A 14,408-nucleotide genomic window follows, 5' to 3' on the forward strand; every position below is an offset into this window, starting at 1 on the left:
GCGTGACGGAACGCGCAGCCTTCGAGGGCAGGCTGGTGGACGCCGACGCGCGCCTCATGTGGCAGGCGCGCTACGGCCACTTCACCTCCATGCAGGTCAGGGATCGCCGGGTGCGGGGGCTCGACCTGCACGTCGCCCGGCTGGAAGCGGCCAACGCCGAGCTGTTCGGGGTCCCGGTCGACCGCGCCGCCGTGCTCGGCTCGATCGCGGCCGTGCTCGGCGACGACGTGCGGGACGCGAGCGTACGCGTGTCCGTGGTGGAGTTCGCCGACGGCCCGCGCGTCATCGCGGTCGCCGCGCCGCCCCACGAGCCGCCCACCGGCCCGGTGAGCGTCAAGTCGGTCGTCGGCCAGCGCTACCTGCCGCACATCAAGCAGGCCTCCGGCATGATGCAGACCCACATCGGGCGGCAGGTCGAGCGCGAGGGCTTCGACGAGGCGCTGCTCACCACCGCCGACGGCCTGATCAGCGAGGGTTCGATCACCAACGTGGGCGGCTTCGCCGGGGGGCGCCTGGTGTGGCCGGACGCGCCGATGCTGCGCGGGATCACGATGCAGCTGCTGGAGCGGATGGACGTCCCGCAGGAGCGGCGGCCGTTGAAGGTCGCCGACCTGCAGGGGTTCGACCAGGTCTTCCTCTGCAACTCCTGGGGTGTCTGGCCGGTGGGCGGGGTGGACGGCATCCCGCTGCCCCAGGACGACGCGCTGATGGCGAGCGTTCTCGAGCATTACGACCGTATTGCGTGGGATCCGCTGGACTGACCCCTTTGTCAGGTACGATCGCCGATCATCGTTCTGCGATCGCAAGGGAAGTCCGCATGACGACTCGCCGGCACGCCATTGGTGATCTCCTCCGTCGCTCCGCCGCCCGCTACCCGGCCAAGACCGCCGTCGTCTACGGCGACCTGCGGCAGAGCTACGCCGACCTCGACCTGGCGGTGAACCGCACGGCCAACGCCCTGGCCGCCCGCGGCGTCGGCAAGGGTGACCGGTTCGCCGTCTTCAGCCACAACAACCACGCGTTCGTGGTGGCGTACTTCGCGCTGGCGCGGCTGGGCGCGATCTCCGTGCCGATCAACTTCATGCTGGGCACGTCGGAGGTCGCGTACATCCTGGAGCATTCCGGCGCGAGCGGGATCCTTGTGGAGGAGGCGCTGCTGCCGGTCGCCGCGGCGGCGGCCGGGCCGCAGGTACGGGTGCGCGGCGTGATCGGGTCGGCCGACGGCTGGGAGTCGTTCAAGGATTGGGCGGCCTTCGACGACGCGTCGGAGCCGCAGGTGGAGATCGCCGACGACGACCCGATCCAGCTCATGTACACCAGCGGCACCGAGTCGCGGCCCAAGGGCGCCACGCTGTCCAGCCGCAGCCTGATCTCCCAGTACGTCACCTGCGTCGTGGACGGCGAGATGAGCCACCACGACGTCGAGATCCACGCCCTCCCGCTCTACCACTGCGCCCAGCTGCACTGCTTCCTGACGCCGGGTGTCTACCTCGGCGCCACCAACATCATCCTGCCCGGCGCCACCCCCGCGTCGATCCTGGCCACCATCGAGGGCGAGCGCGCCACCAAGCTCTTCTGCCCGCCCACCGTCTGGATCGGCCTGCTGCGCCACCCCGACTTCGACCGCCGCGACCTGTCGTCCCTGCGCAAGGGCTACTACGGCGCCTCGATCATGCCCGTCGAGGTGCTGAAGGAGATCGCCGCCCGCCTGCCGGACGTCCGCCTGTTCAACTTCTACGGCCAGACGGAGATGGCCCCGGTTGCCACCATCCTGGGCCCGGACGAGCAGCTCACCCGCCTCGGCTCGGCCGGTCGGCCCGCCCTGAACGTCGAGACCAGGGTCGTCGACGACCAGGACAGGCCCGTGCCGCCCGGCGTGGTCGGCGAGATCGTCCACCGCAGCCCGCACGCCATGCTCGGCTACTGGAACGACCCGGACAAGACCGCCGAGGCGTTCAGGGGCGGCTGGTTCCACAGCGGCGACCTGGGCGTCATGGACGCCGACGGCTACCTGTCCGTGGTGGACAGGAAGAAGGACATGATCAAGTCGGGCGGCGAGAACGTCGCCAGCCGCGAGGTGGAGGAGGCCATCTACCAGCACCCGGACGTGGCGGAGGCGGCCGTGTTCGGGGTGCCGGACGACACCTGGATCGAGGCGGTCACGGCCGCGGTGGTGCTGCGCGAAGGGGCCGAGGTGACGGAGCAGGAGCTGGTCGCGTTCCTGCGGGAACGGCTGGCGGCGTTCAAGACGCCCAAGCGGGTGGTGTTCGTGGACGCCCTGCCCAAGAACGCCTCCGGCAAGGTGCTCAAGCGGGAGCTGCGCGAGGCGTTCTGATCGCGCGTCAGCGGGGCGGCGTCAGGCCGGCGATTAGCGGGCATTCACTCTCGGTGACGACTTCCCCTTCAGACCTTGGGCGTCTCGACCGAGAGAGGCCGCATGCCGAGCCTGCCGGAGATCCTGCACCGTACGTTCTTCCGTGCCCTGTCCCTGCTGTCTCCGGCGGGGCAGGCGGCGCTCCTGCGCCACGTCTTCGACTGGCTGCACCGGACCCCTGACCCGTGGCAGCTCGCCACGGACAGTTACGAGCAGGACAAGTACCGCACCACGCTCAAGCACCTGCCCGTCCGGCGGTACCGGCGGATCATCGACGTCGGGTGCAGCGAGGGCGTGTTCACGCACGTCCTCGCGGTGACGTACCCGGACGCGGAGATCATCGGGGTGGACGTGTCGGAGCGGGCCCTGGCGCGGGCGCGCGAGCGCGTGCCGCAGGACGGGCGGGTGCGCTTCATCCGGGCGGACATCCTCACGCACCGCTCCGACCAGCGCTTCGACCTGGTGTTCTGCTCCGAGACCCTCTACTACCTGGGCCGCCGCGAGCGGCTGCGGCAGGCGTCGGCGCAGCTCAGCGAGCTGCTGGTGCCCGACGGGGTGCTCGTGGCGGTCCACCCGTGGCCGGAGGCCGACCGGCTGCACCACTACCTGGACTCGCACGCGGCGCTGTCGCGCCTGACCGGGCAGGTCTACACGGCCACGCCGCGCCCGTTCGCCGTCACCGTCTACGGGACGAGAACGGCGCCGCCGCCCTCCTAGCCGCCGGCCTTGCCCAGGAGGTCGGCGGCGATCTGGCGGATCACCACGCGCTGGATCTTGCCGGTCGCCGTCTTCGGCAGCTCGTCCAGCACCAGGACCTCGCGTGGCCGTTTGAAGGAGGCCAGGCCCTCCCGGCAGAAGCCGATCAGCTCGCCGGCGTCCACCGTGCGGCCCGGCGCGGACACCACGCAGGCCACCGGCTTCTCCAGCCCGTCCTCGTCGATGTACGCCACGACGGCGCACTCGCCCACCGACTCGTGCTGGAGCAGCCGGGCCTCGACCTCCATCGGCGACACCCAGATGCCGCCCGCCTTGATCATGTCGTTGGAGCGGCCGAGGCACTGGTAGAAGCCGTCCTCGCCTCTGATGTAGGTGTCGCCGGTACGCAGCCACTCGCCCTGGAACACCTGCCGGGTGGTCGCCGTGCGGCACCAGTAGCCGTTGGCCACCGACTCGCCCCGGACGTACAGGTGGCCCGGCTCCCCGTCCTTGACGGGCGCGCCGGAGTCGTCGAGCAGCTTGGCCTCGTAGCCCGGCACGACGGTGCCCGAGCTGCCCGGGCGTACCCGGCCCGGGTGGTTGGAGATGAAGATGTGCAGCGCCTCCGTCGAGCCGAGGCCGTCGATGATGTCCACCCCGAAGTGCTCGGTGAAGCGGCGGTGGATCTCGGCGGGCAGCGCCTCGCCCGCCGAGACGGCCAGCCGTACGGACTGGAAGGCGCCGGCGGGGGTGTCGGAGGCGAGCAGCGCCGCGAAGAACGTCGGGCCCGCGAAGAACAGCGTCGGCCGCTCCTCGATCACCCTGGCGGCCACGCCCGCGGGGGTGGGCCGCGCCGGGTCGAGGACCGCGGTGGCACCCGCGGCCAGGGGGAAGAACAGGGAGTTGCCGATGCCGTACGCGAAGAACAGCCGCGCGACCGAGAAGCACCGGTCGTCGGGGCGGATGCCGAGGACCTGCCGCCCGTACCCCTCGTAGACCTCCCGGACGGCGCCGTGCCGGTGCATGGCCGCCTTGGGGGCGCCGGTGGTGCCGGAGGTGTAGAGCCACAGGGCGGGGGAGTCGCGCCAGGTGTCGTAGGGGAGGGCCGCCGCCCTGCCCGACTCCAGGACGTCGGACCACAGGCACACCGGCGTCGTCTCCTCCGCCGGCGGCGGGTCGATGAGGACGAGCACCGCCACGTCGGGCGCGCTCCGCACGGCCTCGCGTACGGCCGGCGCGAACTCGGGGGTGGCCACGACGACCCTCGCCCGCGAGTCCCGGATCAGGGTGGCGAGCTCGGTGGGGTTGTACATGGTGGAGACCGGTACGGCGACCGCGCCCATGCGCATGACGGCCAGGATGGTGATCGCGGTCTCGGGGCGGTCGGACATGACGAGCAGGACCCGCTCCTCGGGGCGGACGCCCATCGTGCGTAAGCCGGCCGCGAACCTGGCGACGTGGTCGGCCAGTTGCGCGTAGGTCAGGGTGCCCGCGGGGCCGGTGATGGCGATGCGGTCGCCGTGGCCGGCTTCGAGGTGGCGGTCCACGAGAAAGACGCTGGCGTTGAACGACTCGGACGACATGGGCGTCCCCATCCGCAGGCGCGTGTACGTAGGGAAATCTTCTACATAGGAGGGATGTGGCGTCAATGACGTGTAGTACGGGCCTGCCCCGCCGTCCGGGGTTGCGGTCCCTTGGGGGAGGGGACGGGGTGTTCCGGGCTCCGGGAGGAGGGGGCCGGGGTACGGCGCCGTCCGGGGTCGCGGTCCTCCGAGGGACGGGACAGGGGGCGGAGGGTGGGGATTAGTCGAGGAGGGCGGTGAGGGCGGGGCGTTCGGTGGCGGGGAGGTAGCCGGCGTAATAGTCGTACATCGCCTTCCTCGACAGGCGGGCGGCCAGCGGGCCGTCGCCGGCGCGCATGGCGGCCAGCACCTCCTCGTGGTGCCGGATGCTCTGCCGCATCAGCGCCTCCCGATCCGGCGCGTCGGCGATCTTCTCCGAGATCAGCTTGAGCACGATCGAGCGGACCACGTCCGTGCAGATCTGGATGAGCTTGTTGCCGCTCGCCCGCGCCACCACGTCGTGGAAGGCCACGTCGGCCTCGCCGAACGTGTCCTGCCCCGCCTCCACGGCGGCCCGCATGTGCGCGACGGCCGACTCCATCTCCGCGAACTGCGCGTCGGTGCGCAGCCGGGCGGCCAGCAGGATCGCCGACGAGTCGAGCACCATCCTGAACTGCACCAGCTCGGCCAGCGACAGCTCCTCCACCCTGGCCAGCGTGGTCATCGACTTGTGCAGCGTGGCGGGCGAGAACGGCAGCACCTCCGCGCCGTTGGGGTCGCCGGGCCGGGACCGTACCAGGCCGCGCGCCTGCAGCACCCGCAGCGCCTCGCGTACGGTGGACCGGCTGACCGAGAACTGCACCATGAGCTCCCGCTCGCTCGGCAGCCGCTCGCCCGGCGAGAGGGAGCCGCTCTCGATGGCCTCCTCGACCTGCTCCACCACCCGCTCGTAGGCGCGTACGGCACGCACCGGCTCGAACCGCGGACCACCCATGAAAGCCCCCTTGACCCGAGCTGCCGTCGACTGGCAATGTGCGTAGCCTACTGGTCCGACCAGTGCACTAGCCAGGAGGCAGTAAGACATGAGGCGAATCGGAATCTGGATCGCCGCCGGCGGTCTCCTGCTGGGCACGGCCGCCTGCGGCGGCACCTCCAGCGGCGGCGGCGGTGCGGGCGCCCCCAAGACCCAGACCCTCTCCGTCGGATTCGTGGCCGAGCCCGCGAACCTCGACTTCACCTCGACGGAGGGCGCCGCCATCCCGCAGGCGCTGCTGGTCAACGTCTACGAGGGCCTGGTCAAGCTCGACCAGGACGGCAAGATCGTGCCGCTGCTCGCCGAGAAGTGGGACGTCTCGCCCGACCGCAAGACCTACACCTTCAGCCTGCGCAAGGACGTCAAGTTCAGCAGCGGCGCGCCGTTCACGGCCGACGACGTGGTGTTCTCGCTCGACCGGGTGAAGTCGGACTGGAAGCTCAAGATCAAGTCGCAGCTCGACGTCGTCGACAAGGTGGAGAAGAAGGACGACTCCACCGCCGTCGTCACGCTCAAGAAGCCGAGCAACGGCTTCCTCTACTCGATGGCCACCAGGCTCGGCGCCATGTTCAGCCGCACCGGGGTCGCCGACCTGGCCAACAAGCCCGTCGGCACCGGCCCGTACACGCTCGGCTCCTGGCGGCGTGGCGACTCCATCCAGCTCAACTCCAACGCCTCCTACTGGGGTACGAAGCCGGCGCTGTCGTCGATCACGCTGAAGTACTTCAAGGACGCCACGGCGATGAACAACGCGCTGCTGACCGGCGGCATCGACGTCATCTCCGCCGTGCAGGCGCCCGAGTCGCTGCAGCAGTTCGCCGACCCCAACCGCTTCCAGACGGTCGAGGGCACCACGAACGGCGAGGTCGTGCTGTCCATGAACAACAGCCGCCCGCCGTTCAACGACAAGAAGGCCAGGCAGGCCGTCCGCTACGCGATCGACCACAAGGCGCTGCTGGAGACCGCCTGGGCCGGGCGCGGCCAGCTGATCGGCTCGATGGTGCCGCCCACCGACCCCTGGTACGAGGACCGCACCGGCGACTACCCGTACGACCCGGCCAAGGCCAAGGAGCTGCTCGGCGGCAAGACGCTCAACGTCAAGATGCGCATCCCCAACCTGCCCTACGCGGTGGCCAGCGCCCAGGTCGTCAAGTCGCAGCTCGCGCAGGTGGGGATCACCGCCGACATCGAGCCCCTGGAGTTCCCGGCCCGCTGGCTGGACGTGGTGTTCAAGCAGGGCGACTACGACCTGTCCATCATCAACCACGTCGAACCCCGCGACATGGGCATATTTGCCGACAAGTCGTACTACTTCCGTTACGACAACCCCGAGTTCGGCAAGCTCCTCGCCTCCGCCGACGAGGGCACCGAACAGCAGCAGACCGACGACCTGAAGAAGGCCGCCAAGCTGCTGTCCGACGACGCGGCCGCCGACTGGCTCTTCCTCTTCCCCAACCTGATCGTGGCGAAGAAGGGCGTCACCGGGCTGCCGAAGAACGCCATCGCGGAGTCCTTCGACTTCACCGCGCTCTCCAAGCAGCAGTGACGCTTTACCTGATCAAACGCCTGGCGGTGCTCGTCGCGAGCACCGCCGTGGCGGGCGTGGTGGTGTTCGCGTTCATGGCGCTGCTGCCCGGCGACCCGGCGGAGGTCGCGCTCGGCGTGAACGCCACGCCCGACGCGGTGGCGGCGCTGCGCAAGCAGTTCGGCACCGACCGGCCGCCCGTGGTGCAGTTCTTCGACTGGTTCGGCGGGCTCCTGCACGGCGACTTCGGCACCTCGTACGTGACCAGCTCGCCCATCGGCCCGCAGATCAGCGACCGGCTCGGCGTCACGGCCGTGCTGGTGCTCGGCGGGATGGTCGTGGCGCTGGTCATCGCGGTTCCGCTCGGCACGTTCGCGGCCGTGCACCACCGCAACCCGCTCGGGGCGGCCATCAGCGCGCTCAGCCAGGTCGGCATCGCGATCCCGGCGTTCCTGGCGGGCATCCTGCTGGTGTTCGTGTTCGCGGTGCAGGCCCAGGTGCTGCCGTCCGGCGGCTACGTGCCGATCGCCGAGGACCCGGCGCAGTGGCTGCTCAGCCTGCTGCTGCCGTGGCTGTCGCTCGGCCTCGTGCAGGGCGCGGTCCTGACCCGGTACGTGCGCAGCGCCGTGCTCGACGTGATGCGCGAGGACTACCTGCGCACGGCCCGCGCCAAGGGCCGGGGCAGCACCGGCGCCCTGTGGCGGCACGGCCTGCGCAACGCCTCGATCCCCGTCGTCACCGTACTCGGCCTGCAACTGGCCACGCTGCTGATCGGCGCGGTCGTGGTCGAGCGGGTCTTCGTCATCCCCGGGCTCGGCGACCTGCTGCTCAACGGCGTCGCCGGGCGTGACCTGCTGCTCGTCCAAGGTGTGGTGATGGTGCTGGTGGCGGCCGTCCTGCTGATCAACTTCGTGGTGGACGTGGCCTACCGCGTGCTCGATCCGAGGCTGCGATGAAGGGCCGGATGAACGCCGGGCTGCTGGTCGGCGGCGTGCTCGTCGGGCTCGTGGCCCTGGCGGCGGTGGTGTCGTTCTTCTGGACGCCGCACGACCCGACGCTCGTGGACGCGGCGCGCAAGTTGCGGCAGCCGGGCGGCGGCTACCTGCTGGGGGCCGACAAGTTCGGCCGCGACACCTTCAGCCAGCTCATGGTCGGCGCCCGGACCACGCTCTACGTGGGCATCGTGGCCGTCGGCATCGCCGCCGTCATCGGCACGCCGCTCGGCATGATCGCCGGGATGACGCCGCGCGGCTGGCTCTCCGAGCTGATCATGCGGGTCAACGACCTGGTGTTCGCGTTCCCGGCGCTGCTGCTGGCCGTCATGCTCGGCGCCGTCTACGGGCCGGGCACGCTCACCGCGATGATCGCGATCGGCGTGGCCACCGTGCCCGCGTTCGCCCGGGTGGCCCGCGCCGCCACCCTCCAGGTCATGGTGACCGACTACATCCTGGCCGCCAGGGCCGCCGGGCGGCGCCGCCCGGCCATCGCGATGCGCCACGTGCTGCCGAACATCGGCTCCGTGCTCATCGTCCAGGCGTCGGTGTCGTTCGCGATCGCGATCCTGGCCGAGGCGGCGCTGTCGTTCCTCGGCTTCGGCACCCGCCCGCCCGTCCCGTCGTGGGGGCGGATGCTGCAGGAGTCGCAGGAGCTGCTGTTCTCGACCCCGCGCCTGGCGCTCTGGCCCGGCCTGGCGATCGCGCTCGCGGTGCTCGGCTTCAACCTCCTCGGGGACGGCCTGCGCGACTACCTCGATCCGAAGCTCAGGAGGGTCCGTGCTGAAGGTTGAGGGGCTGACGGTACGGGCCGGCTCGCTGGAGCTCGTACACGAGGTGTCGTTCGCGATCGGGCCCGGCGAGCGGGTCGGGCTGATCGGCGAGTCCGGGTCCGGCAAGTCGCTGACCGCGCTGTCGCTCATGGGCCTGCTCCCCGAGGGCGTCACCGCCTCGGGCACGGCCACGATGGGCGCGAACGACCTGGTCGGCGTGCCCGAGAGCCGGCTGAAGCGGCTGCGCGGCCAGGAGGTCTCCATGGTCTTCCAGGAGCCCATGACCGCGCTCAACCCGCTCATGCGCATCGGCGCCCAGGTCGCCGAGGTCATGACCCTGCACGGCACGCCGCGCGCGCAGGCCCGGGAGAAGGCGCTCGACCTGCTGGAACGCGTCCGCCTGCCCGAACCTGCGCAGATCGCCCGCGCGTACCCGCACCAGCTCTCCGGCGGCCAGCGCCAGCGCGTCATGCTCGCCATCGCCCTGGCCAACGGGCCGAGCCTGCTCATCTGCGACGAGCCCACCACGGCGCTCGACGTCACCGTGCAGAAGCAGATGCTGGAGCTGATCGCCGAGGTCGCGCCCGCGCTGCTGTTCATCACCCACGACCTCGCCGTCGTGGCGTCGGTGTGCGAGCGGGTCCTGGTCATGTACGGGGGACGCGTCGTCGAGAGCGGCCCCATCCGCGAGGTCTTCACCCGGCCCCGCCACCGCTACACCGAGGGCCTGCTGGCCGCCTCCAGGCTCACCCCGCGCGGCACCCGGCTGCCCACCATCAAGGGCAGCGTCCCGCCGGCCGGGCAGTTCCCCGGCGGCTGCGTCTTCCGCAACCGCTGCCCGCACGCCACCCCCGAGTGCGAGACCGTACCCGCGCTGACAGGAGACGGCCATGCCCACGCATGCTGGCACCCCGCTGATTGAGGCCCGCGACCTGAGCCGCGTCTACCACCGGCCCCGCACCTCGCTCACCAGGCCCGGCGCCGCCGTGCACGCGCTCAGGGACGTCTCGCTCACGGTGGGCCGGGGCGAGCGGTACGGCATCGTCGGCGAGTCCGGCTCCGGCAAGTCGACGCTGCTGCGCCTGCTCTGCGGGCTCGACCAGCCGACCGGCGGGTCCATCCGGTTCGACGGGCAGGAGATCACCGGCCGGCCGGAGCGGCGGCTGCGCTTCCTGCGGGAGAACCTGCAGATCGTCTTCCAGGACCCGATGAGCTCGCTCGACCCCCGCATGCGCGTCCGGGACCTGGTCGCCGAGCCGCTCGTCGCGCTCGGCCTGCCGGCCGGCGACCGCGTGAGCGAGCTGCTGGAGGCGGTCGGGCTGCCCGCCTCGTCCGCCGAACGCTACCCGCACCAGTTCTCCGGCGGCCAGCGCCAGCGCATCGCCATCGCCCGCGCGCTCGCGCCCCGGCCGAAGGTGCTGGTCGCCGACGAGCCGGTGAGCGCCCTGGACGTGTCCGTGCGCGGGCAGATACTCAACCTGCTGGCCGACCTCGTGGACGAGCTGGGGCTCACGCTCGTGTTCGTCTCGCACGATCTGTCCGTGGTGCGGCACGTGTGCGAGACGGTCGCGGTCATGAGCCGTGGGGAGATCGTGGAGAGCGGGCCGGTGGACGAGGTCTGGGCCGCGCCCGCCCACGCCTACACGCGTACGTTGCTGCAGGCCGTACCGACTCTGGAGGGATTGCTTTGATCGACGTCGATGCCGACGGAGTGGTGGGGTTCACCCAGGCGCTGGTGCGGATCCCCAGCACCAACGACCCCGGCCGGCGGGAGCGGGCCGCCGCCGAGCTGGTGGCCGCCAAGATGCGGGAGTGGGGCTGGGAGCACACCGTGTACGAGGTGGAGCCGGACCGGCCGAACGTGGTGGCCGTGGTCGAGGGCGGCGGCGGTCCCGGGCCGACCCTGATGTTCGAGGGCCACACGGACGTGGTGACCGAGGGCGACCTGTCCACCTGGACCGTGGACCCGTTCGGCGGGGAGATCCGTGACGGGAGGCTGTGGGGGCGGGGCAGCGCGGACATGAAGTCCGGCCTGGCCGCCACCCTCTACGCCACCCGCGCCCTGCAGCTGGCTGGACCGTTCCCCGGGCGGATCAAGGTGTGCGCGCTGGCCGACGAGGAAGGTCTCATGATCGGCGCGCACCACTTCGTCTCCGAGGGGCTGACCGCCGACGTGGACGGCGCGATCGTCGCCGAGCCCGAGGCGGGCGAGATCTGCGCGGTGGCCAAGGGCGCGCTGCGGCTGCGCGTCGACTTCGCCGGCAAGATGGCGCACGGCGCCATGCCGCAGCACGGCCGCAACCCCCTCCCCGCCGTGGGCTCGCTGCTGGTGGGGCTGGGGTCGCTGCAGGAGGAGCTGCAGGGCCGGCACCCGGCGCACGAGCACCTCGGCGAGGTGTACGTGACGCCGACCGTGCTGCGGGCCGGCTCCGAGGAACAGGTGAACGTGATCCCGGCGGCCGCCTCGGTGTTCGTGGACGTGCGGACGATCCCCGGGGTCGAGCACAAGCTGATCGCCGACCGGGTGGCCGCGCTCGCCTCCTACGACGGGATCGCCGCCGAGGTGTCGGTGCTGGTGGACCGGCCGCCGGTGGACGTGCCCGTGTCGGACCCGGTGGTGGCCGCGCTGGCCGCCGCCCACCGTACCGTCACCGGCTCGGAGCCCGTCTACGGCGGGGTGCCGGGGTCGACGGACGGGACCGTGCTGACGCACTGGGGCGGGATCCCGTCCGTGGTGTACGGGCCGGGCGGGAAGTGGATCGCGCACCAGGCGGACGAGTTCGTGGAGGTGGCCGAGATCGTCCAGTGCACCCGAGTGTTCGCCGAGGCGGCCCGGCGCTTCCTCAGCGGGGACTTCTGATGCTTCCTGGACCCTCCAACTCGCTGATGGACGTGGCCGGGCTCCGGGTCGGCCACGCGCAGCGGGTCGGCGGCGGTTACCGCACGGGCACCACCGTCGTCCTGGCCCCGCCTTCGGGGGCCGTGGCGGGGGTGGACGTGCGGGGGGCCGCTCCCGGGACCCGCGAGACCGAGCTGCTGGATCCGCGCAACCTGGTGTCGCGCGTGCATGCCGTGGTGCTGACGGGCGGGAGCGCGTACGGGCTGTCGGCGGCGTGTGGGGTGGTGGAGCGGCTGGCGGACGCGGGCATCGGGTACCCGGTGGCCGGCGGGGTGGTGCCCATCGTGCCGGCGGCGGTCATCTTCGACCTGGGGCGCGGTGGCACGTTCCGCGCCGTCCCGGACGCCACCTTCGGCACCGCCGCCTACGACGCCGCCTGCCAAGGGACCGTAGCCACGGACGGCGGGGCGGTTGCTCTTCCGCCGTCCGTGGCGGGGGTCCCTTGGGGGAGAAGCGGGACGGGATCGCCGAACGGCGGGACGGGCGCGCCCGGCGGGTCGCCGGATGGCGGGACGGACGCGCCCGGCTGGTCGCTCGACGGTGGGGTGGGGAGTGGGTCGGTCGGGGCCGGGGTCGGGGCGCGGGCCGGGGGGCTGGCCGGAGGGGTGGGGACGGCGAGCGTCGTCCTGCCCGGCGGCGCCACCGTGGCGGCCCTGGTCGTCGCCAACCCCGTAGGCTCGGTCCTCGACCCCCGGGACGGCACCCTCGCCGGCGCCAGGTACGGCCTGCCGGGCGAGTTCGACCACCTCCAGCCCCCGCTGCAGGCCGAGATCGACGCCTGGCGCCCGCAGAACGCCCCCTCCTTCAACACCACCATCGGCGTGGTGGCCACCGACCTCACCCTCACCAAGGCCCAGTGCGGCAAGCTCGCCGCGGTCGCCCACGACGGCCTGGCCCGGGCGATCAGGCCGGCCCACACCATGACCGACGGCGACACGATCTTCGGCCTGGCCACCTGCGCCGGCCCCGAGCCCGACCACGACACCCTGCAGGAGGTCCTGGCGGCGGCGGCCGACGTGTTCAGCCGTGCCATCGCGCACGCCGTCCTCGCCGCCACCGGCCACGAGGACGCGCCCGCCTACCTCGACGTGTTCCCCAGCGCCCAACGGAAGCAGACATGAGCATCGACATCGCATGGCCGTCCGGCCTGCCCATCGGCGACGGATGGGTGGAGACGGCGCAGACCGACGACGTCACCTTCCCGTACGACGGCTCTCTCGTGGCCACCGCCCCGAGGGGCGACGCCGGCCTCGCCCGGCGGGCCGTGGACGCGGCCCTGGCCGTGGCGCCCGCCATGGCGGCGCTCCCGTCGCACGCCCGCCGCGCCGCCCTCATGAAGGCCCACGACGCGCTCGCCGCCAACCGGGAGGAGTTCGAGCGGCTGCTCGTCCTCGAGACCGGCAAACCCCTGGTCGACTGCAAGGTCGAGGTCGCCAGGACGCTCGTCACGCTGGCCACGGCCGCCGAGGAGGTCGCCAGGCTGCACGGCGAGACCGTGCCGCTCGACCTGCTGCCCTCGGGCGAGGGGCTGGTGGGGTTCTGGACGCGCCGCCCGATCGGCGTGGTCGTCGGGATCACCGGCTTCAACTATCCGCTGCTCCTCGCCGCCCACAAGATCGCCCCGGCCGTGGCGGCGGGCTGCCCCGTGATCGTCAAGCCCGCGCCCGCGACCCCGCTGGCCACGCTCTGGCTCGTGCACCTCATCCGGTCGGCGGACGCGCTCCCCCCGGCCGCCGTGCAGCTCGTCACCGGGGACGTCGAGGTCGGCAGGACGCTGGTGGAGGACCGGCGGATCGGCGCCGTCTCGTTCACCGGCTCGGCCGCCGCCGGGCACGCCATCGCCCGCAACGCCGCCCCCACCAAGGTCCTGCTGGAGCTGGGGTCGAACGCGGCACTCGTCGTGGCGGCCGACGCCGACCTGGAGGCCGCCGCCGACGCGGTCGTGCGCGGCGGTTACTACGCCTCCGGCCAGGCGTGCATCTCCGTCCAGCGGGTACTGGTCGAGGAGCCCGTACGCGAGCAGTTCGTGTCCCTGCTGGCCGACCGCGTCAAGAACGTCACGGTCGGCGACCCCCGCCTGCCGGAGACCCGCGTCGCCCCGCTCATCGACGAGGCCGCCACGGACCGCGTGCTGGAGTGGATCGCCGAATCGGGGGGCGAGACGGTCACGGGCGGGCACCGCGACGGCCGGGCCATCGCGCCGACCGTGCTCGCGGGCGTCGGTGACGGGGCCGCCGCCTGGGACGAGGAGATCTTCGGGCCGGTGGTGTGCGTGCGCCCGGTGCCCGACCTCGACGCCGCCTTCGCCGCCGTCAACGAGTCGAGGTACGGCCTGCACGCCTCGGTGTTCACCCGGTCGCTGGCCACGGCGTTCGCGGCCATCGAGCGGATCGAGGCCGGGGGAGTGGTGGTCAACGAGGTGCCGGGGTTCCGGGCGGACAACATGCCGTACGGCGGCGTGAAGGACTCCGGGATCGGGCGCGAGGGGCCCCGCTTCGCCATCGAGGAGCTGACGGTGACCAGGATGGCGATCATCCGGCCCGCCTAGCCGGTG

General features: G+C 72.2%; 13 protein-coding genes. 11 read left to right on the forward strand and 2 right to left on the reverse strand.

Annotated features, from left to right (window positions below):
* The first annotated feature begins 2 nt into the window (after positions 1-2).
* The 3 genes from HD596_RS36705 (at position 3) to HD596_RS36715 (ending at position 3,091) form a co-directional block, all read left to right on the forward strand.
* Positions 3-761 (forward strand): aminotransferase class IV, encoded by a 759-nt coding sequence (locus HD596_RS36705; protein WP_185074077.1) that lies wholly within the window; start codon positions 3-5, stop codon positions 759-761.
* A gap of 56 nt (positions 762-817) precedes the next feature.
* Positions 818-2,335 (forward strand): acyl-CoA synthetase, encoded by a 1,518-nt coding sequence (locus HD596_RS36710; protein ID WP_185074078.1) that lies wholly within the window; start codon positions 818-820, stop codon positions 2,333-2,335.
* 102 nt (positions 2,336-2,437) lie between these two features.
* Positions 2,438-3,091 (forward strand): class I SAM-dependent methyltransferase, encoded by a 654-nt coding sequence (locus tag HD596_RS36715; RefSeq protein ID WP_185074079.1) that lies wholly within the window; start codon positions 2,438-2,440, stop codon positions 3,089-3,091.
* Here the strand turns inward: HD596_RS36715 and HD596_RS36720 are convergent.
* Together HD596_RS36720 and HD596_RS36725 are read right to left on the reverse strand one after the other, a co-directional pair.
* The gene (locus HD596_RS36720) at positions 3,088-4,653 is read right to left on the reverse strand and encodes a benzoate-CoA ligase family protein (protein WP_185074080.1); all 1,566 of its coding nucleotides are present in this window, start codon (positions 4,651-4,653) and stop codon (positions 3,088-3,090) included. The genes HD596_RS36715 and HD596_RS36720 overlap by 4 nt on opposite strands.
* Before the next feature lie 220 nt (positions 4,654-4,873).
* Entirely contained in the window at positions 4,874-5,626 is a 753-nt protein-coding gene (locus HD596_RS36725) for a FadR/GntR family transcriptional regulator (protein WP_185074081.1), read from the reverse strand.
* Positions 5,627-5,714: 88 nt separating this feature from the next.
* Between HD596_RS36725 and HD596_RS36730 the strand changes: the two genes are divergently transcribed.
* The 8 genes from HD596_RS36730 to HD596_RS36765 are packed head-to-tail and all read left to right on the forward strand — an operon-like array spanning position 5,715 to position 14,402.
* Positions 5,715-7,211, forward strand: a complete 1,497-nt coding sequence (locus HD596_RS36730) for an ABC transporter substrate-binding protein (protein WP_185074082.1) — start codon at positions 5,715-5,717, stop codon at positions 7,209-7,211.
* A complete protein-coding gene (locus HD596_RS36735; protein ID WP_185074083.1) occupies positions 7,208-8,146 on the forward strand; it encodes an ABC transporter permease in 939 nt (312 codons plus the stop codon). The genes HD596_RS36730 and HD596_RS36735 overlap by 4 nt, the downstream gene beginning before the upstream one ends.
* A gap of 8 nt (positions 8,147-8,154) precedes the next feature.
* Entirely contained in the window at positions 8,155-8,976 is an 822-nt protein-coding gene (locus HD596_RS36740) for an ABC transporter permease (RefSeq protein WP_246555105.1), read from the forward strand.
* Positions 8,963-9,877: an ABC transporter ATP-binding protein gene (locus HD596_RS36745; protein ID WP_185074085.1), complete on the forward strand. Its 915-nt coding sequence runs from the start codon at positions 8,963-8,965 to the stop codon at positions 9,875-9,877. The genes HD596_RS36740 and HD596_RS36745 overlap by 14 nt, the downstream gene beginning before the upstream one ends.
* The gene (locus HD596_RS36750) at positions 9,846-10,646 is read left to right on the forward strand and encodes an ATP-binding cassette domain-containing protein (RefSeq protein ID WP_185074086.1); all 801 of its coding nucleotides are present in this window, start codon (positions 9,846-9,848) and stop codon (positions 10,644-10,646) included. Before HD596_RS36745 ends, HD596_RS36750 begins: the two co-directional genes overlap by 32 nt.
* Entirely contained in the window at positions 10,643-11,815 is a 1,173-nt protein-coding gene (locus HD596_RS36755; protein ID WP_246555107.1) for a M20 family metallopeptidase, read from the forward strand. Before HD596_RS36750 ends, HD596_RS36755 begins: the two co-directional genes overlap by 4 nt.
* A complete protein-coding gene (locus HD596_RS36760; RefSeq protein WP_246555109.1) occupies positions 11,815-12,975 on the forward strand; it encodes a P1 family peptidase in 1,161 nt (386 codons plus the stop codon). Before HD596_RS36755 ends, HD596_RS36760 begins: the two co-directional genes overlap by 1 nt.
* Complete coding sequence (locus HD596_RS36765; RefSeq protein WP_185074087.1) at positions 12,972-14,402, forward strand: aldehyde dehydrogenase family protein; 1,431 nt, start codon at positions 12,972-12,974, stop codon at positions 14,400-14,402. The genes HD596_RS36760 and HD596_RS36765 overlap by 4 nt, the downstream gene beginning before the upstream one ends.
* Positions 14,403-14,408 lie beyond the last annotated feature (6 nt).

The organism is Nonomuraea jabiensis (assembly GCF_014204795.1).
GTDB classification, from domain to species: domain Bacteria; phylum Actinomycetota; class Actinomycetes; order Streptosporangiales; family Streptosporangiaceae; genus Nonomuraea; species Nonomuraea jabiensis.